Raw genomic sequence first — 19,661 nt, forward strand, 5'->3', positions numbered from 1 at the left:
TTCCTTATCTACAATTTCGGGCCGGCGGCGCGGAACCCTCCGGGGGGAGTTATGCCACAACCACCAATTATGATGCGGGAACTTAACGGTTCCCGTTCTTTGTATATGGTTGTCGGCTCTGCCACCATTGACTTCTTGGAGTCCTGACTCTGAGACGGTGCAGGTTCATCGAGTAGCTCTCCGTTGCCTTTTGTCGGCGTGACTACTTTGGCACGGGCGGCTTCCTCAGTATCGCTGGGTTTCAGTTCCGCAGTTATCTTGCGGTCGAGGCTGGCGAGTTCGGATTTGAGCTGCTTCAACTCCTCCTCTTTGCCCCATTGCTTGGCGACAATGCCTTCCAAGATTGGGACATCGGCTTTGAGTTTGGCGGTGCGCTCCTCATATTGCTCAACTATGCCGGGGATTTTCTCCAGTGCGTTGACAAAATTCATACAGGCGGCGTGAGTGTCGCTCATGGCAATGAAGCCGTTGTTGTACTTGTATTTATATGAGCCTTCGACAACGAAGCGGTTCTGCACTCCCTCACGACCGTCAATCAGGGTATGCTCTGATATAATGGAGATTGGGAAGCCATAGACCTCACCAACACGCTGATATTGTCCGTGGGTGTCGGTACGCTGTGCCAGCCCTTGCAGGTGAACTCCCATATTCTGCTCGTCCTTGAACTTGCAACCATCAACAGTGAGGTTGTTGACGGGGTTGCCATCCTTATCTCGCTGGACTACGGAGGAATATTTTTCATAGTCCGCCTTCATCCGCTCCATAGCCGCTTCGTTGTTTTGAATATCATGGGAAATGGTACTCAGACGGAACTCGGCATCAGCACGGCCCTTTCCAAAGGATTTACGCTCACTCTCCAGTGACGCGATGCGTTTCTCCAACTTGGCTTTATCCAACAGGTCTGTATTGCCGGAGAGGATAGCCATATACTCAGAGAAATTCATGCCTGATTTCTCATCCATAGCACCTTCGTCAATAGTTCTCGCTCCGAGCGCTCCGGATTTCAACTGCGCAATGAAAGTGGCCTTACAATGAAGAAGGTTGAACTTGTAGGAGTCCAGCGATTTCTCTACTGCATAGATGATTACATCCACTTTGTTGTCAGCATATAGTTTGGCAATCTCGTTGCCTGCACGGACTCCTCGACCGTTGCGCTGTTCCAGATCACTTGGGCGCCAAGGTGTATCGGTATGATGAATTGCGACACACCTTTTCTGGGCGTTGACTCCGGTGCCAAGCATTGAGGTAGAGCCGAACAGGACACGAACATCACCGTCGTTGGTCGCCTGAATCACAGCCTTTCTTGACCGCTCAGTCTTGCACTCCTGAATGAAGCGGATTTCATGCGGCGGTATGCCATAGTCCTCAATGAGTTTGCGCTTGACCTCCGAATAGAAGTTCCATTCGCCGGGCTTGTATGTCCCAAGGTCGGAAAATACAAACTGAGTCCCGCGCTGCTCATCATATTTATGGTAATACTGAGAAATCATCTTGGCGCAATGGCTGGCCTTGTTGTTCGGATCATCGGAATAACTGGGGTCAATCATTCTCATGTCGAGAGCCATCTTTCGGGCATAGTCGGTGGCTATGAGCATCTTCGCCTTCTCCTCGGTGTCTGACAATGGCGCACGACCTAAGATTGTGGCATCGCCACTTTTGGCAAACTCCATAAGTTTCTGAATGAAAACCTCCTGCTCCTTTGTCGGAGGGATGTTATGGAGAATCTCATTCTTCATCGGTCGGTCAACACCCACATCTTCTGCGGTTCTATAGTCCGTGATTTCGTTGTAAAAGGCTGCCAACTCCGGCACCTTGATGAAGTAGCGGAAACGCTCCTTCTGTACCAGATTGTTGGTAACATTGAACTCGAAGTCGGTAGTCTTCTTGGCGAATATTGCCGCCCAAGCGTCGAAACACCTTATCTCCTGCCTTTCAAGTTCTTTCGGACGCAGATACTTGAACAATAGATACAACTCTGTCAATGAGTTGGAGATTGTCGTACCACTGAGGAAAGTAGCACCGAGGTCTTTGCCATTCCTCTCTTGGATGGTACGGATTGCATACAACAGGTTGAGTGCCCTCTGGCTTCCCTCACTATTGCCTAGACCTGCCACTCTATCATGGCGTGTGTTGAACATCAGGTTCTTGAAGTTCTGCGACTCATCAACGAAAATGTGGTCGATGCCCATCTGCTTGAAATCCACGACACTATCCTTATTCTGCTCCATCTGATATTGGATGGTGGCTATCTTGGCGGTCAGATTTTCCTTTCGCTTGATAAGACCTTTGAGCATACCACGGGAAATGTCGTGTCCCTGCTGCTTGATGACTTCAAGATTCTCCTCAACCGTATCAAGTTCCGCTTGCAGGATTTGCTGCTGCATTTCCGGCGACTGCGGTATCTTGCCGAACTGGTCGTGCGACATTATCACGCAGTCATAATCGTTGGTCTTAATCTGATTGAAGAAGGCGACTCGGTTATCTGCCTTGAAACTCTTTTCATCGGCGTACAGAATACGGGCATTGGGATAGGCTGTCTGGTAGGTCATGGCAATCTCCGCGACATTCGCCTTCATGCCGATAATCATCGGTTTGTTGGCGAGTCCGAGACGCTTCATCTCATGTGCTGCAATGCACATTATCAGCGTTTTACCCGTACCGACTTCATGGTCGCAGATGCCACCGCCGTTCTGTTTCAGCATCCATATACAATCTTTTTGCGACTGGTATATAGAGCCGATTCCATATCGGTCGCCCAACAACTTCATATTGAGGTCAGGGAATGTCTGATGCGCTCCATTGTAATGTGGACGGACGTAACAGTTGAACTTAGAATTGTAAAGGTCAACCAATCTGTCCTTAAACTCCGGAGACTGAGCATCAAGCCATTCAGAGAAACCATTGCGTATTTCATCAATCTTGGTGTTGGCGAGTTGGATTGCCTCTGAATCCGGTACTTTGATGTCGTGACCATTCTCATCCTTGCCTATTGACTTCTTGATGTCGGGCACTGTGTTGTGCAGGGCGTGTTTGAGAAGGCTCATGCCGTCATATACACGATAGTAGCCTCTGACACAGAACTCCTCCCATATCTTCATATTCTTGCGGCGTGCGTCACAAGAATACTCATCCATTGATGAAGAATAGGCAATTTTCACATCAGTACCATAGAGATGACTCATGTAGGCCGAGTAAATGCCTGTCGGTATCCAGCGTTCACCGAAGTTGAAGTCCAGTTCATCGAAAGTAATCTTTCGTGGAATGGCTTCCTCCAACGCTTTCAACGAGTCTTTGGAAATTTCGATGAACGGTTCTATGCCGTCATAACCGGGGAAATTCTCGATGCGTTTTTCCTCACGGTCAATCCATGCCTTGATGTCCTCCGCTTTCTGAACCACATTTCCGGCGATGAAGCGGTCGGCAATCTCATACTTCTCCACAAGTGGATTGTAATAGATGTGACCTTTGAGAGCATCAAGCAAATCCCATTCATATTCACCGACAATGGATCCGGCAGTCTTGTCAATGCCGAGAAGGTCTGCCATGTAGTCCATATTGACCTCGCCGTATTTATTGAGCGAAGCCATAAGAGCGTCCTGCGGCATCTCAACCGATGTAATTTCATCCTGTGAGAATGAGACCGGATGGTCGAAAATATCAGCCTTTACGAATACACCATTTTCTCCACGTTCAAGGGCAAGAGCGTCGCGACCGTTGGCATCCATGAGAATGAACTTGACATTCTGTTTCTCATTAAGGTTGCCATACTTATCCACGAACTCATCGTAGTAGTCATTGAGGTGTTGACGCAACTCGGTTGAAGCCTCATGCGTCTCGGCCTCGAAGTTGTAGAGCTGCTGATACGTTTCAGAGAGGGTAACATATAGCATTGCTCTTTTCTCCTGCTCTGGTTTGAGTGACAGCGGCGAGAAAGTCGCGCCATTCTTGCGAACCTCCGAGAGAAAACCGACCTGCCCCTTGTCAACGACCATAGAACCGTTGTGGTGGAAGAACTGAATATCCTCCGAGAAAGGACGGGGAGACATATCAAGTTTTGCCGGTTTGGGAGCTTCTGTAGCTACTCTTGGCTTCGGGACAAAATCACCTTTTGATATTTCGATAATAGTGCCGTCTTCGGTGATTGTCTCTTTCTTGGCCGCTTCCATTGCCTGACGTTCAGCCTCCATTTCTGCGAGTTGACGATGGGCGATGCTCATCATCGTCTCGTAGAAGCCATTGATGGGAGGATTGGTTTCCCAATCAAGAGATCCGTAAAATTCCAACTCCTTTTCAGAGAGCGGACGGAATTTCTTTGCCTGAGTGTCGGTTATCGTAACCGTTGGCTTTGGCTTTTCTTCCGGCTGTGCAGGTTTTGGTTGACGTTGTGGCTTGCCGATAGGCTCCAGTTCTCCGAAAAGATTGTAGGCGAACAAACGAGGGTCAGGATTATCATTGTAATCCGGGCTACCAGATGTTTCTATTTCCTTATCGGATGGTATTGGGGTTGGAGGTGGCGTTGGATCATCATCCTTTGGTGCAGGAGAAGGTTCTGGCGGTTCTGGCTTGGGAGGGTCAGGTTTCGGCTGATTCTCTGGCTTCGGAGTGTCGCGCTTCACCGTCTTTTTCTTCATCTTCGGGTCTTCCAACTGCTCACATATAGCGACGCGGTTGCCGGCTCTGACCAGTTTGGGCAGATACACATCGAGAGCATGGTGCGGAAATCCTGCCAACTCTATGCTACTCTTGTCACCATCCATACGGCGAGTAAGGGTAATTCCCAAAACCTCCGACGCTTTGACCGCATCCACACCCATGCACTCGTAGAAGTCACCGACACGGAAAAGAAGAATGGCATCAGGGTGTTTCTTCTTCATCTCCCGATATTGCTGCATCAACGGAGTATCCGCTATACGCTTCGGTTTTTCGACCTTATTTTCAGAGGTTCGTTTTACAGGTTTAGGCGATGGCGGTTCAGGTGTTGGCGGCGTAAGACTCCTATTATTATAGAAGTCCAGATTCAGACGCAGTTTCAGCGACTCATCGAGTGCCGTTCGCATATCGCTGGCGATACCATCAACCCCGCCCTCATGCTTGTAGATGATAGCCGGTTTGCCGAACTGGTCAGTGCCGACCTTTGCCTCAGTGCAGATAACGTTCTGAGGGAATGCCGCAAAATATTTGTTGTTGGGAGCTTTTGTCTCACGGTCAACAATCGACTGGATAAAAAATTCCTCATCAGCCGACAACGCCTTCTTGTTGGTATGCTTCTGAAGAATAATCAAATCAGACCCGGCATCAGTTCCGGCATTGTCTGAAAAGGTATTGTTCGGCAGACGGAAAGCTCCCACAAGGTCAGCACGACGCATCATCTCCATGCGCACAAAGGGGCTGGCGGCATTCATCACCCCTTGCGAGGCTATGAAAGCGACAATTCCACCCTCATGTACGGAGTCGAGCGACTTCAAAAAGAAGTAATTGTGAATAGCCTTAGTTGACTGACGGTAGGCAATCTCTTTGCTTGTCGCATATCGAGGGTCGGCAACCGCAAAGTCCCCAAAAGGAATATTGGAGGCTGCCACATCGAAATATCCCTCAAAATCAGGATCAATCTTCTCAAATCCCTTTATTTCGGCTGAGATTGAGGGATGCAGAGCCGATAATATTTTGCCTGTCAGCAAATCCTTTTCAAATGCCAGAGTCTCTGCTCCGGGGTAGTGTTGCAGAAATGAATCAACGAAAGCGCCTTGTCCGGCAGACGGTTCAAGAAAACTGCCAACTTTTACACCACGCTCCTTCATTGTATCAGCCAAAGCATCAATCACCGGCGAAGGTGTATAGAATGCCGTCAGAACAGACGCTTTCAGCGAGTCCATATAGGCGGCAAACTCCTTGTCATTCTTGGAATAGTCGTGGATAAGGCGGCGAAGTTCAACGGTTGGCGCAAACAATTCAATGTCAGATTTGCTCCATTTGGCTGCATCGGCAAGTTCATTAGCATCGTTGAGTATGCACTTCAACCCACCGAATCCGGCATATCTGCCCAGCGCCTCGCGCTCAGCGGCGGTGGGCGGTCGCTTCTCGACACCGAGACGAAACGCGACGCGAATAGCCTCAATGTTGTTGCGCATTGTTTGCAACCTGTTATAAGCCATACTCCTCAAAGAATAAGGTAATACGGCCAATAACCGTCAGTCGGAATACTTCTCCTTCGGTAGTGTTGAAGAACTCTTCGCCAAGAGTAATTCCTTTGAACTCCTCTTTCAACTCATCAATGAACGTGAAAGTCCAGAACTCAATGGATTCATCTTCAAGTGAGATGTTGTCTTGAAACTCATCAAGCAACAGGCCGCTGATGAAATCGTAAGGTGACATTTCAAATCCGGCATAAAGTGCCGCCATTGCTTTTTCATTGGAAATATACCACTCGTCACCGGCAAGGCGGGATTCAACGAAAACATCGTATGCGTGTTCCGTGCGTGTGGCAATAAACAGATCATCCTCTGCTTCCGGAAATCTATGCTCTGAAAGGTACCGGCGGAGAAAAAGGTTGTAGTAGTCGAGGTCATATCCCCGGCTGTCAAAATGGTTATTTGTCATCAATAAACTTCGATTGATGTTTTCAACCCTTCTGTTGGAGAAGGTGTCGCAATTTAGGGTCAGCATCTATGCGGGCAATCTCATTGTCAACTATATCCCGCACGTCCTGCTTGATTTGGTCGTAGTTCGCCTGAATGTCGGCTTTCATCTTGTGCTTATCCTCCGAGGCATCTTTGAAATCGGTCAGGATTGGAATCGGCACATATTTTTTCATTTCGGCATCGACTTTTTTACTGTCCACGACAATCTCTGCGTGAAAAATCTTCTGGTCAATGCGTTGGTCGATGTTGTCGGAAACCGCTCCGACAAATATTCCCTGTGTCAATGTGGAAATCTTGCTCGGTGGAATAAGCGAATCCATCTGCGTGTTGAATGAGTGGCTTACATCCTGACGATTGATTGATATTGACTGCCGCTTCTGCAACACCTTTCCAAACCGTTCCGACAATGTTTTGGCGGTCGAGCCTACTACTTGCCCGGAGAAGATATTGCCGACGGTATTCATCACGACCGCCGCCTCCGGCTTCCCATAATCACGTTCCAACTGTGAGAAATCCTGAAAACCGAGGCACACGGCAACCTTATTGCTTCGTGCAGTGGCAATTAGATTATCCAAGCCCTTGAAGTATATCGTGGGAAGCTCATCTATTATGACACCGGACTTCAACATTCCTTTCTTATTGATTAGTTTCACGATTCTCGAATTGTAAAGTCCGAGAGCCGCGCCATAGATATTCTGACGGTCAGGATTGTTGCCGACGCATAGAATCTTCGGCTCTTTCGGGTTGTTGATGTCAAGAGTGAAGTCATTGCCCGTCATTACCCAATAGAGCTGTGGCGAAATCATACGAGAGAGAGGTATTTTTGCCGAGGCAATCTGACCTGCAAGCTGCTCCGCTGCTCCTCCGAGCCAAGCATCCATGAATGGTGACAGATAGTTTTCCAAGTCCGGATAGCTGGTTAGAATCGGAAAAATATCCTCATATCTGCGGCACAAAAACTCAATAGCATGAGGGAACGTGCAATATTGTCCACCTTTGTAGATTCGCAAAAACCAGATGATAGCCGCGAACAATACAATCGGAGATTCGACAAAAAAGTCTCCCTGTTTTTGCACCCACGACTTATTAAGGTTGAGCATTATGGTATATGCGCTCTCATAGGCATCGGCAATATCCGACATGAAATCGGGATGAATTGGATTGCAACGGTGGCTGCGCTCCGGATCATCAAAGTTTATCATGTAGAATTTTGGCTCAACATCTCCGTACTTGTCAAGGTGGTTCAACAGGTGGTTGAAAGCGATGGTACTGAGGTCGGGACTCTTGAAATCATAGACATAAAGCGAGTACCCTTTCTCAATCATCTGTTTTATGAAGTTATTGACAACGGCGTATGACTTACCGGAACCGGGAGTGCCGAGTACGATTGTCGCTCTGAAAGGATTGACAATGTTTATCCACCCCTCGTTCCACCGTTTTTTGTAGTAGAATTTTGTGGGAAGGTTTATGGAATAGTCATTCGTAAGCAGGCGTGTTTCCTGCTGAAATGATTCATTCTCATCGTTGAAACGGTCGTCCATCATGTTATTTTTCAACATTCGGCTCATCCATATTCCTCCCAAAAGGAGGCAAACATATCCGGCAACTGTGGTCACGATGTAAGTAATTTGCCAACCTAAACTCATCATCCACCAGTTTAGAAGAAACAGGACACCACCAATGCCAATGATTATCCAAATCTGCCGCCACTTGATTTTCTCATCCTTGACACCTTTTGTTCCGAAACAAGAGAGAGCCAACAATAGAAGGGCCCACCATTTGGCGTTCCATAGATTGTTGTAAAGACCTCCTGCTTCATTCAGACCGTTCAGAATTTTCATAGTCTGGGCATGGAATACCCAATCACCGATAAGGTTATGGCAGTACCAATAAATTTGTGTGACCACAACGAGGATGCTAAGGCCACGGATTAAATCCATGATTTTAGCCAATGCCCGCAGGTCGTCCTCTTGCTGAGACATTTTTATATACAATATTTAGAATTTCGGTCGTTGACCGCGCTTCTTCCGCTTCATGCGGCGTTTGAAATCCTCCTCATCAGCGTCAACTGTCGGACTGAGCTGAAACAGATCAAGACCGGGGAGTGAGTAATCATAGTCGTTACCGCTATCCTGAGGCTGTTGAGTAGGAGCCGAGTTGGTTGATGTCTGCTGCTCTTGATTTGTTTCATTATCCGGATTTGTCGGTTCAACAATATCAGGAGTCCGGCTAACCTCATTATCTCCGGAGAATCGTTCATTAAGAGCATTGGCGGCAAATTCCCTGCCAAGGCGAGAGCCATTCAGTACGGTATGCGTATCATGGTCTATGAATGTTGCGCCATAGATTCGACCCTCATCGGTATATCTCAATACAAGGTCGATGTTGCGCTCTTTCAGTGTAGCAATAAATTCTTCCTTACTGTGAGATTCATTCAGGGACTGAGCAACTCGCCTTCTTGTCTTTGCAACTGCCTCATGAGTTATATTCTGTTCGGAACGGTTGATTTTTTCGTGGACTGCATTAAGGCTTGAGAACTTACCGAGGCGTGAAGCCTTGAACGGGTTGCCAATCTTTCTTCCGTTTTCATCCAGCACGGAATAAACTAACCCATGATACTCCCTGCCATTAACTCTGCCGTTGGTTTCTTCTGAGGTCAAACCATAGAGCGACAACACAGCGTTGTATTCTCCCATTGTCTGAAATGAGTAACGGCTCATTATGAGCTTGACGGTGTTGGCAACCTGACGCTTTACATCACCGGCATTACAGTCAACTTTCTTTAATGGAGTATCCGGATTCAAACGCTGACGCTCTGCCTTACGGAGATTATATTTCTCCTCAATTTCGGTAGTTGCCTTTTTACTTCGCCGATGGATAAAATCCATGTTGAGTCGCTTTCCCTGTTCATCTACATTGACCGTCACGATATGGATATGGTGTCGTTCAATATCAGTGTGCTTATAAATTATGTAGGGCTGCTCACCGAATCCGAGTTTGTTGAGATACTCGCGGGCAATGTTAGCGAGGTCAGAATCAGACAGAACATCATCAGGATGCGGATTGAGGGAGATATGGAGAACCGGTTTCTTTGTGCGTCCGGCCTTCGGCATATAATTTTTGAAATCCTCCACCATTTCCGAAATGCCGATTTTTCCGTCAGGTGGCACATAAATCTTGTTAGTAGAGAGTACGCGACCCTCCTCCTTGTTGATTTTCTCGCCGTTGTATGAGAGTGCGCCATACAGACTGCTGCCTACTGAGATTTTTGCGACCATTGGTTGCGCATATCCTCAGTAAGTGCAAGTACTTTGGCGGTGACAGCCGCCAGTTCCTTCGTTTCCTTTTCAAGACGGTAGAGCAACGTCATTGCCTTTTTCTCGGAGAATCCTGCTTTGAGTTCCCTCACCACGATGTTGTAGTTGACGCCGATGTTACGGTATTCGGCAAACAGAGCTGAAAGTTTGGTGAGATAATCGAGCATTGTCTTGTCGATTTTATGCACCTTGAAAGTCTTTCCAAAGACCAGCCCCTTGATGAAAGTAGCCTTGACGCTCTCTCCGGCAAGCTCCATCATACGGATAAGTTTGTCAAATTCGAGGTCATCGAAGCGTAGCATTACGCAGTTGTGGCAACGGTTGGCGACCGTTGGACGCCCTCCTTTGTTGAAATTTTCTGCCATAACAGAACGGGATTGAAAGTGACGCATGGCGTTTTTGTAGCCAACGGCAGGTCTATTCAAGGTAAATGCGACTTCGGAGCATTTACCCAACATTGCAAGGTCGTTTTGTGGATACCCGGTAACCCAAAACCTTTTCAGTAACTGAAAAGACACCTTGCTATGTTCTTGTGAACATCCGATATAATATAAGGAAGTGGATTTTGGTTGATGTATATCAGAATCCGTGTTTTTCATTCGCTCCTGCCTGATTTTCGGCTTCGTCATGCGCTATTGCTCCTACAAAGATACGACATGGGAACCCCGAAATGCAAATTTTTGACCCTCTTGGAAGCACTTTTTTGAAAAAGCCAAGGATTTTGGTTTGGCACGTTGATACCGGAGCCGCCATAGCCATGTTCAATTATTGCGGTCAAATACGGCCATTTCCAGACCAAATGCGGACAGCCCTCCGTCACATTAGAAAATATTGGGAAATATGTATAATGATACAGTTAAAGAGATTTTCATAGTTCAATACCTATGTTAATAAAAATACCGATGTCGTGAGATATATACTTTGTACTATCTCAATGTATCAATAGAAATATTATTCTAATTATCTGCATAGAGATTAGTATGTGTATTTATTGTCATAGATAGAATGATGTTTCTATTTATCCCTAATACTATCGTTCTATCGTAGTATCTATTTATGTTTATTTGGTGTAGTAGATGTATCGCTATTTCTATCTATATTCAGTTCTATCTATATAGAAATATATTTCTCTTAATATTTAGGATATAGGTCTATATGTCTATAAGGACATAGGGACTTATGGACGTTGGAAGTTGTGTGAGGAGTCACCATGCTTTAACCGCACCTGAACATAATGATTGACTTCAAGAGTATGTGGCCAAATGCGGCCATTTCTATACTTTGTGCGTCCAAGGGTCTTGAAAATTTGGAAATCGCTGAGCTGTTGTTGTAATTTTGCATCGCATTCCAGCTGACGAAAACTCCTGTGCGTTCAAGTTAATGGTTATAGGAACAGCGACAGCAAGACCTCTGAATCTGAAATGCACCCCCTTCTCATAAAAGATTCGGGTTAAGGATATATCACGAGTACCCGGCCAAATGCGGTCATATCTATACTTTGTGCGTCCAAGACCCTCGAAATTTTGGAAAACGCTTACCTTGTGTTGTAACTTTGCAGAGCATTCCGGTTGACAGAATCCCCTGAACGTTCAAGTTAATGGTTATAGGAACGACTCCAGCGCGATTCATGATTCTTGAAATGCGACACAATATACAATTCACACGGCCGATGCTATGGCTGTGATTGGTGCCCGCTGAGTTCAAAACAGTTACCCTATGGGACTGCACGTCAGGGCTATTTAAGCCATTTGTAAGGCTGACTTCCAATACATTTTATTATTACGCTGTGACACAGACGGTAGTGTGGAATCCAATTACCCGGATTGAATTCCCCGCTGTCGCCCAAGGCCCGTGTTGTGTCTTAACCTCTATTCAAAAATGAATGAAAGAACCCAAATTCGTCGCTTTCTCCACCCAAAAGGGAGGAGCAGGCAAAACTACCCTTACGGTCACGGTAGCGAGCTACCTGTATTACTGCAAGGGTCTGAAAGTTCTCGTTGTTGACTGCGACTATCCGCAGTACAGCATCGACGAAATGCGCAAGCGAGAGAAGATGCTTCTTGACCTGAGTCCCTCGTTCAAGAAAACATTCTCCGACACACTCGTCCGAACCAAGCTGAAACCATTCCCTGTTCTGGTATGCCCTCCGGAGGAAGCCATGTCAAAAGTCAAGGAGCTGGTTGAAAGTGGCGACGACATCGACATCGTGTTTTTCGACCTCCCCGGCACAGTGAATAACCGTGGCGTGGTAACAGTGGCCAACTGCATGGACATGATTGTCGTACCAATCTCCGCCGACAAGGTGGTATTGGAGAGTTCGCTCGCTTATGCACTCAAATTACAGGAATGGCTCACGACCGGCAAATCCCAGCTGAAGGGTGTTCACATGCTCTGGAATATGACCGATGCCCGTGAGAAAACCGACTTATACGACCGCTATGAGAAACTCTTCGATGAACTGGGTCTGCCGACCCTCAGCACAAAAGTTCCCGACACGAAGAAGTATCGCCGCGAAGGTTCGGAAACGCTTGAAAGGGCTGTTTTCAGGTCCACGATCATGCCTCCGGACAAGGCGCTGCTCAAAGGGACGAGGTTACAGGAACTTGCAGAGGAATTCCTCAAGGTTGTCAACCTGTGATGTCTGACCTATGGGTAAAGTGTATGAATCGGATATAGACCCTGATGAGTTCATCCGAGATTTTCGGGAGAGCCCCTCCCAGACGCAACCTTCCAAGAAACCTAAAGTTACATCGTCGGATAAAGATTCTCCTGTCAAACAGAAATCCAAGCCGGACAACACCCCGCAATCACATCCTCAGACAGAGGAAGAATATCTTGACTGCTTCGTGCGCAATATGGCGCACATGCGGTCAAGGAAGAAATATCAGGTTGTTGAGGTTGACCCAATTTTTATACAGAAGGTAAAGCGGATCATCTCATACGGCGATACACCTTGTTGCTCAGCCAAAGCATATATCAACAACGTACTTGCGGAGCATTTCCGAGAGTATGAAACCTATATTGAAAAAAGACAATAAATGAAAAATGTAACCCATAAACTCACTATCAAAGTCACCCCCGATTCGGTAGAAGCCGAAATGCAAGCCACAGACCCGGAACAGGCTGCATACATAGAAAAGTATCTCTCCGGCTCAAATGATTTCGCCACGAGGCGCACCTACATCCAGCCACAGTTGCACGATACTCTTACCAAGATGGTGAAAGTCCTTGCTCCTCATGGTGCAACTATCGGCAGCTATCTGTCAGCAATCGTCCTCGACCATTTCGCAAAGAACGCAGACCTGATGAAGCGAATCTTTGAAGACAGCCGTGAGGACTTATTTACATGACAGTATTTGTAGTGCTGGCACTTTTGGCAAGCAATATCTTTCTTGCCAAAATGCTCCTATCAAAGGATAAAGAGAAAGCAGACAGTCCCTCAACAGACGCTGCGTCTGATAATACACCAGACCCGCCTAAAAATAATAATGAAGGTGTATCTGATGCTTCGGTCGAAAATCCCATTGAGGAGAAAATAGCCTCCGTTGTCGGAGAAAGCAAATATGACCCCGACACATATAAGCAGATTGTCAAAGAGATTGTGAAAGAGGTCGTTCCTCTTATCATAGAGGAATATGGCAACTTTGCAGATGCCGGATTCCCGGAATTAGAGGACAAGAAATCTTCAATAGTTGTACCCAATGACAAACTTGATGAAGTATTCTCCAACACAACAGTAGCGGAATTGACCGGTGAGGCTCCCGAACCTACTGAACCATGCGCCGACGGCTTGGACTTCAACGATATGACCACGACAATGAATGTGTTGAAAGAGACGTCTAACAACCCGGAGGATATGGAGGTAGCACAGGAAACTCTCCGTAAACTTGACGGTACAGTCATAAAGGAAAAACTTTCACTTGACCCGGCAATTCAGAAAAAGATTCTCCTTATCGAATTACATCTGCCCAAGCAAACGAAAGAGGAAACGGAGGATACTATTCCAGAACATGACCAGAATGACTCCGCTCAATCCCCTGAATCGCAGCCGGACAAACCTAAAAGAGTCCTTTTCCACGCTGACATCGACACCTCGGAAATTGATGAAATTGATTTCAATGTCTATCATTGACACTTGGCCGCAAGGCAAACCTATCTATAATATAATTCATGTCTAATTTTTTCAAGAAATTCTATGAAAGAACCGTAGCGTTTATGAACGCACCCCATCGCCGCCGTCCCATTGCCGCAATGCTTCTTCTGACGGCTGCAATCCAGATGTTCGCCGCCGGTAACGGTCTGAGTGGCATCAATGAAGCCACTTCAATGGTCACCTCCTATTTTGACCCAGGGACGAAATTGGTGTACGCAATCGGTGCCGTGGTCGGACTCATCGGCGGCATCAAGGTTTACTCCAAATGGTCGAGTGGCGACCCCGACACGAGCAAGACTGCCGCCTCATGGTTCGGTGCCTGTATCTTCCTGATTGTAGCAGCCACAATCCTCCGATCATTTTTCCTCTGATGTCCGAGTATTCAATCAACAAGGGCATTGGTCGGTCGGTTGAGTACAAAGGCTTGAAAGCGCAATACCTGTTCATCTTCGCAGGAGGATTGCTTGCCATTTTCGTGGTATTCGTCATCATGTATATCGCCGGAATCTCCCAATGGGTCTGCATAGGCTTCGGTGCGACAGGTGCGTCCTTTCTTGTCTGGCTCACATTCCATATCAATGCCAAATACGGCCAGTACGGTCTGATGAAACTGACCTCGGTCAAGTATCGACCACGATATATCATCAACCGTCTGCGCATAACACGATTGATAAAACATAAGAATAAATGAGGAATATACTGAAAGCTACAACACTGGAGTCAAAGCTGCCGCTGCTGGCGGTCGAGCATGGCTGCATCATCTCAAAGGACGCGGATGTCACCGTGGCCTTTGAGGTGAGCCTACCGGAACTATTCACTGTCACCTCCGCTGAATATGAAGCGATGCACTCCGCTTGGTGCAAGGCAATCAAGGTGTTGCCCCATTACACTGTCGTACATAAGCAGGACTGGTTTGTCAGTGAAAAGTATAAGCCGGAACTTCAAAAAGAGGATTTGTCATTTCTTGACCGTTCATTTGAACGCCACTTCAATGAGCGTCCATATCTCGCCCACAAATGCTACCTCTTCCTGACGAAGACTACAAAGGAGCGTATGCGCCAGCAGTCAAACTTCTCAACCCTCTGTCGTGGACGTATAATGCCAAAGGATTTGAATCACGAAATGGTTGTGAAATTTATGGAAAGCGTTGAGCAATTCGAGCGAATTATGAATGACACCGGCTATATCAAACTCCATAGACTGAGTGATGAAGACCTTATCGGCACTGAATCAACCTCCGGACTGATTGAGAAATATATGTCGCTGTCAATGGACGACGTCACTTGCTTGGAGGACATTGACCTGTCGGCAAAGGAGATGAGAATCGGCGACAAGATGCTCTGCCTCCATACTCTTTCAGACACTGAGGATTTGCCCGCAAAGGTCAGCACAGACAACCGATATGAGCGGTTATCAACTGACCGAAGCGACTGCCGGCTTTCTTTCGCTTCTCCCGTAGGGTTGCTGTTGCCTTGCAACCATATCTACAACCAGTATCTACTGATTGATAATCCTGACGAGAATCTGACGCGGTTTGAAAAGACGGCACGCAATATGAACTCCCTGTCGAAGTACAGCCGAAGCAACGCCATCAACAAGGAGTGGATTGACCAATATCTCAATGAAGCCCACAGTTACGGACTGATTTCCGTGCGCTGCCATTGCAATATAATGGCTTGGAGCGATGATGCCGAGGAATTGAGGCGGGTCAAGAATGATGTTGGCGGTCAGCTGGCGACAATGGGTTGTATGCCACGGCACAACACCATCGACTGCCCGACACTGTTCTGGGCAGCGATGCCCGGCAATGAGGCCGACTTCCCTGCGGAGGAATCTTTTTACACGTTCATTGAACCTGCGGTTTGCTTCTTCACTGCCGAAACCAACTACCGCTCATCGTTATCCCCATTCGGAATAAAGATGGTTGACAGACTCACGGGCAAACCTATCCACTTGGATATTTCCGATGAACCGATGAAGCGAGGCATAACCACCAACCGCAACAAATTCATCCTCGGCCCGTCAGGTAGTGGGAAGTCGTTCTTTACCAACCACTTTGTCAGGCAATATTATGAACAGGGCGCGCATATACTTCTGATTGATACGGGTAATTCCTACGAAGGTCTGAGCAACCTGATACGAAACAGGACTCACGGTGAAGATGGCGTATATTTCACATATACGGAGGATAACCCCATATCTTTCAACCCGTTCTACACCGACGACGGAGTGTTTGATGTGGAGAAGAAAGACTCAATCAAAACACTGCTGCTGACGCTTTGGAAATCGGAGGATGACAGAGTGACAAAGACTGAATCCGGCGAGCTTGGCTCGGCATTGTCAATGTTCCTCGATAAGATGGCAAAAGACCGCGACATTGTCCCATGTTTCAACTCATTCTATGAGTTCATGCGTGATGACTACCGTGCGGAAATGGCTAATCGCCCGATACCCATCTACAAACAGGACTTTGACATTGACAATTTCCTGACCACTCTGCGCCAATACTACCACGGTGGCCGCTTCGACTTCCTGCTCAACTCAAAAGCCAATATCGACCTGCTCAACAAGCGATTTGTGGTATTCGAGATTGACAGTATTAAAGAAAATCGCGAACTTTTCCCGGTTGTTACAATCATCATCATGGAGGCTTTCATCAACAAGATGCGCCGGTTGAAAGGCATCCGCAAAGTCCTAATCTGCGAGGAGGCTTGGAAGGCTCTATCCTCGGCAAATATGGCTGAGTACATGAAGTACCTCTACAAGACTGTCCGCAAATATTTTGGTGAGGCTGTGGTTGTTACGCAAGAAGTCGATGACATTATATCGTCACCTATTGTGAAAGAAACCATCATCAACAACTCCGACTGCAAGATACTTCTCGACCAACGCAAGTACATGAACCGCTTCGACCAGATACAGGAGCTGTTAGGTCTGACGGATAAGGAGAAAGCCCAAATACTGAGTATCAACATGGCGAACAATCCCAACCGCCTTTATAAAGAGGTGTGGATTGGACTTGGAGGAACGCAGTCAGCCGTCTATGCCACTGAGGTGAGCAAAGAGGAATATCTCTGCTATACCACTGAGGAAACGGAGAAAATAAAGGTTTGGGAAATGGCACAGAAACTCGGCGGCGATACCGAAGCCGCCATAAAACGATTAGCTAACGAATAACGAATGTTTACAGAACTTTTAGAATTATTTGAACCACTTTTTCCCATACTCGCCACTTCAATTCTTTTTATAGGTGGCGTAGCATTGGCAATTTACGGCCTTGTGCTTGTTTGCAAAGGTCTGAAACTCCTCTTTAAGAAAACCATAAGCAATATGTCACTCTGTGCCGATTGCATTAAAAATTGGATTGACTCCGGCTTTGAACGCCTTGAAAATACAATCAAGTCGGCAATAAAGAGTGCGAATCGTAGCCAGACAGAGGATATTTTGAAACTCGTTCAGCCAATGGTTGAAAAGATGGTTGAGGAGAATATTAAGGAACAATTCTCCCCATGCGATGTTCCGATGGCAATCATCGACAAAATATCCGAGTTGCAGGGATTATGGGAGGATGATTCGCACACAATCCTTGCGACCATTTATAGAGACGGTGGCACATACATTATGAGTCTGGACGGTATTGAAGACCATTATCTTGTCGGGAAGTATTTATTGAGCGAGGAATCGGAAAACAACCGCTTTTACGCCAATGGCTGCTTCGGCTTCACATTCCATTTTGATGAGGATAACAATGCTATCTTCATACCTCGACTTGGCGTCTGGCTGAAACGGGAAACACACAACGGAATCTTTGACAATGGGGCTTTTACGAGTGTTGAGAAACTTTCTCTTGATGATGATACCCGTGAAAGAATAAAAGTCATTTTATCAGACAGAAACGAATGAAAAATATCAAGATTATTATTTCACTGTTTGCTATCTGCATCCTTTTCAGTGCAAACAAGGCAAACGCCCAATGGACGGTCATTGACCCTTCCAACATCGCCCAAAGCATCGTAAACAACTCCAAATCACTCGTTCAAGAGTCGCAGACGGCGACCCACATGGTGAAAAATTTTCAAGAAACCGTGAAAATTTATCAGCAGGCAAAGAAATATTACGACGCTCTCCAGTCAGTCAACAATCTCGTCCGCGATGCCAGAAAGGTGCAGCAGACAATCCTCATGCTCGGCAATATATCCGGCTACTACGTCAATAACTTCCAGAAGATGCTCACGGATCCAAACTTCACTTCCTCGGAACTGTCTGCAATAGCCTCCGGTTATACCCGAATCTTGGAAGAAGCCAATGGTGTCCTTGGGGATTTGAAACAGGTGGTCAACATTACCACTCTCTCAATGACCGACAAAGACCGTATGGATGTGGTGGATAACTGTTACAAGGAGATGAAGCGGTTGAAGAATCTGACCGCCTATTACACCAATAAGAACATCAGCGTCTCTTATCTGAGGGCGAAAAAGAAAGCCGACACACAAAGGGTTGTAAACCTCTACGGCGACGGCAGTGAAAAATACTGGTAACCATGCTGTGTGCGATAGATTTCAGCAACCTTCACACAATCCTCCGCTCGCTCTATGATGAGATGATGCCACTATGTTCGGATATGGCGGGCGTGGCACAGGCAATCGCCGGATTAGGTGCATTGTTCTATGTCGCCTACCGTATTTGGCAATCACTGGCGAGAGCAGAACCTATTGATGTGTTCCCGCTTCTTCGGCCCTTTGTTATCGGCTTCTGCATAATGTTTTTTCCGTCGGTTGTACTTGGGACAATCAATGCGGTGATGTCGCCAATCGTTCAAGGAACAGCCTCGATGCTGGAGGGGCAAACCCTCGATATGCAAAAGTACCGTGAAGAAAAAGACCGGTTGGAATATGAGCAGATGATGAATGACCCGTCAACCGCCTACCTCGTTGATGATGCTGAGTTTGACCGTCAGATTGATGAGTTGGGCGTGACTGAAATAGGGACAGCCGCAGGAATGTATATCGAGCGAGGAATGTATAAGGTCAAGAAAGCCATTCAGAACTTTTTCAGGGAATTACTTGAAATGCTGTTTCAGGCAGCCTCCCTTACGATAGACACAATAAGGACATTCTTCCTGATTGTGTTGGCAATCCTCGGCCCGATAGCGTTTGCCCTCTCGGTATGGGACGGCTTCCAGTCAACACTGACCATGTGGATCCAGCGATATATTCAGACTTATCTATGGCTTCCGGTCGCGGATTTGTTCAGTACAATTCTTGCCAAAATCCAAGTTTTGATGCTTCAAAACGACATTTCAGAACTGACTAATAACCCCAATGCAGACCTCGACGGGACAAATACCGCGTATGTTATCTTTATGATTATCGGTATTATAGGCTACTTCACAATACCCACTGTGGCGGGGTGGATTATCCAAGCCGGAGGTGCCGGAAACTACAATCGAGCTGTCAACAATACAGCGATGCAAGCAGGGTCCATGGCCGGAAGTGTCGGCGGTGCAGTTGCAGGCAACGTGGCCGGCAGAGCCGGAAAACTATTAAAATGACA

The 19,661-nt window shown here is 46.9% G+C and carries 15 protein-coding genes; 10 read left to right on the top strand and 5 right to left on the bottom strand.

Annotated features, from left to right (window positions below; all coding sequences use genetic code 11):
• Window positions 1-8 precede the first annotated feature (8 nt).
• Genes FW767_RS08075 through FW767_RS08095 form a run of 5 tightly spaced genes read right to left on the bottom strand, consistent with a single transcriptional unit; the run spans window position 9 to window position 10,320 of the window.
• Entirely contained in the window at window positions 9-6,152 is a 6,144-nt protein-coding gene (locus FW767_RS08075) for a MutS N-terminal domain-containing protein (protein ID WP_088294826.1), read from the bottom strand.
• Complete coding sequence (locus FW767_RS08080) at window positions 6,142-6,597, bottom strand: DUF1896 family protein (RefSeq protein WP_068960678.1); 456 nt, start codon at window positions 6,595-6,597, stop codon at window positions 6,142-6,144. The genes FW767_RS08075 and FW767_RS08080 overlap by 11 nt, the downstream gene beginning before the upstream one ends.
• Before the next feature lie 22 nt (window positions 6,598-6,619).
• Window positions 6,620-8,620 (bottom strand): conjugal transfer protein MobC, encoded by a 2,001-nt coding sequence (mobC, locus tag FW767_RS08085; protein ID WP_068960679.1) that lies wholly within the window; start codon window positions 8,618-8,620, stop codon window positions 6,620-6,622.
• Between the two features lie 15 nt (window positions 8,621-8,635).
• Window positions 8,636-9,916 (bottom strand): conjugal transfer protein MobB, encoded by a 1,281-nt coding sequence (mobB, locus tag FW767_RS08090; RefSeq protein WP_121699525.1) that lies wholly within the window; start codon window positions 9,914-9,916, stop codon window positions 8,636-8,638.
• Window positions 9,895-10,320: a plasmid mobilization protein gene (locus FW767_RS08095; protein WP_068960682.1), complete on the bottom strand. Its 426-nt coding sequence runs from the start codon at window positions 10,318-10,320 to the stop codon at window positions 9,895-9,897. Before FW767_RS08095 ends, mobB begins: the two co-directional genes overlap by 22 nt.
• A 1,517-nt stretch (window positions 10,321-11,837) precedes the next feature.
• On the opposite strand from FW767_RS08095, the gene FW767_RS08100 reads away from it, so the two are divergent.
• The 10 genes from FW767_RS08100 (at window position 11,838) to traJ (ending at window position 19,659) form a co-directional block, all read left to right on the top strand.
• Window positions 11,838-12,593: a ParA family protein gene (locus FW767_RS08100; RefSeq protein ID WP_068960684.1), complete on the top strand. Its 756-nt coding sequence runs from the start codon at window positions 11,838-11,840 to the stop codon at window positions 12,591-12,593.
• 10 nt (window positions 12,594-12,603) lie between these two features.
• Window positions 12,604-12,993, top strand: coding sequence for a DUF3408 domain-containing protein (locus tag FW767_RS08105; RefSeq protein ID WP_068960685.1), 390 nt, complete (start codon window positions 12,604-12,606; stop codon window positions 12,991-12,993).
• Window positions 12,994-13,305: a DUF3408 domain-containing protein gene (locus FW767_RS08110; protein ID WP_068960686.1), complete on the top strand. Its 312-nt coding sequence runs from the start codon at window positions 12,994-12,996 to the stop codon at window positions 13,303-13,305.
• A complete protein-coding gene (locus FW767_RS08115) occupies window positions 13,302-14,087 on the top strand; it encodes a hypothetical protein (protein WP_068960687.1) in 786 nt (261 codons plus the stop codon). Before FW767_RS08110 ends, FW767_RS08115 begins: the two co-directional genes overlap by 4 nt.
• 83 nt (window positions 14,088-14,170) lie before the next feature.
• Complete coding sequence (locus FW767_RS08120; RefSeq protein ID WP_068960688.1) at window positions 14,171-14,479, top strand: DUF4134 domain-containing protein; 309 nt, start codon at window positions 14,171-14,173, stop codon at window positions 14,477-14,479.
• On the top strand, window positions 14,479-14,799 hold the full coding sequence (locus FW767_RS08125; protein WP_068960689.1) for a DUF4133 domain-containing protein: 321 nt from the start codon (window positions 14,479-14,481) through the stop codon (window positions 14,797-14,799). The genes FW767_RS08120 and FW767_RS08125 overlap by 1 nt, the downstream gene beginning before the upstream one ends.
• The gene (locus FW767_RS08130; RefSeq protein ID WP_068960690.1) at window positions 14,796-17,285 is read left to right on the top strand and encodes a TraG family conjugative transposon ATPase; all 2,490 of its coding nucleotides are present in this window, start codon (window positions 14,796-14,798) and stop codon (window positions 17,283-17,285) included. The genes FW767_RS08125 and FW767_RS08130 overlap by 4 nt, the downstream gene beginning before the upstream one ends.
• A 3-nt stretch (window positions 17,286-17,288) precedes the next feature.
• On the top strand, window positions 17,289-18,011 hold the full coding sequence (locus tag FW767_RS08135) for a hypothetical protein (protein WP_068960691.1): 723 nt from the start codon (window positions 17,289-17,291) through the stop codon (window positions 18,009-18,011).
• Window positions 18,008-18,646, top strand: coding sequence for a DUF4141 domain-containing protein (locus tag FW767_RS08140; RefSeq protein ID WP_088294824.1), 639 nt, complete (start codon window positions 18,008-18,010; stop codon window positions 18,644-18,646). The genes FW767_RS08135 and FW767_RS08140 overlap by 4 nt, the downstream gene beginning before the upstream one ends.
• 14 nt (window positions 18,647-18,660) lie before the next feature.
• On the top strand, window positions 18,661-19,659 hold the full coding sequence (gene traJ / locus FW767_RS08145) for a conjugative transposon protein TraJ (protein WP_068962035.1): 999 nt from the start codon (window positions 18,661-18,663) through the stop codon (window positions 19,657-19,659).
• Window positions 19,660-19,661 lie beyond the last annotated feature (2 nt).

It is taken from the genome of Heminiphilus faecis, from assembly GCF_008728965.1.
GTDB lineage: Bacteria > Bacteroidota > Bacteroidia > Bacteroidales > Muribaculaceae > Muribaculum > Muribaculum faecis.

Coding starts and splice junctions, on each gene's coding strand:
- FW767_RS08075 (WP_088294826.1), bottom strand. CDS start 6,152: ATGGCTTATAACAGGTTGCAAACAATGCGCAACAACATTGAGGCTATT.
- FW767_RS08080 (WP_068960678.1), bottom strand. CDS start 6,597: ATGACAAATAACCATTTTGACAGCCGGGGATATGACCTCGACTACTAC.
- mobC (WP_068960679.1), bottom strand. CDS start 8,620: ATGTCTCAGCAAGAGGACGACCTGCGGGCATTGGCTAAAATCATGGAT.
- mobB (WP_121699525.1), bottom strand. CDS start 9,916: ATGGTCGCAAAAATCTCAGTAGGCAGCAGTCTGTATGGCGCACTCTCA.
- FW767_RS08095 (WP_068960682.1), bottom strand. CDS start 10,320: ATGGCAGAAAATTTCAACAAAGGAGGGCGTCCAACGGTCGCCAACCGT.
- FW767_RS08100 (WP_068960684.1), top strand. CDS start 11,838: ATGAAAGAACCCAAATTCGTCGCTTTCTCCACCCAAAAGGGAGGAGCA.
- FW767_RS08105 (WP_068960685.1), top strand. CDS start 12,604: ATGGGTAAAGTGTATGAATCGGATATAGACCCTGATGAGTTCATCCGA.
- FW767_RS08110 (WP_068960686.1), top strand. CDS start 12,994: ATGAAAAATGTAACCCATAAACTCACTATCAAAGTCACCCCCGATTCG.
- FW767_RS08115 (WP_068960687.1), top strand. CDS start 13,302: ATGACAGTATTTGTAGTGCTGGCACTTTTGGCAAGCAATATCTTTCTT.
- FW767_RS08120 (WP_068960688.1), top strand. CDS start 14,171: ATGAACGCACCCCATCGCCGCCGTCCCATTGCCGCAATGCTTCTTCTG.
- FW767_RS08125 (WP_068960689.1), top strand. CDS start 14,479: ATGTCCGAGTATTCAATCAACAAGGGCATTGGTCGGTCGGTTGAGTAC.
- FW767_RS08130 (WP_068960690.1), top strand. CDS start 14,796: ATGAGGAATATACTGAAAGCTACAACACTGGAGTCAAAGCTGCCGCTG.
- FW767_RS08135 (WP_068960691.1), top strand. CDS start 17,289: ATGTTTACAGAACTTTTAGAATTATTTGAACCACTTTTTCCCATACTC.
- FW767_RS08140 (WP_088294824.1), top strand. CDS start 18,008: ATGAAAAATATCAAGATTATTATTTCACTGTTTGCTATCTGCATCCTT.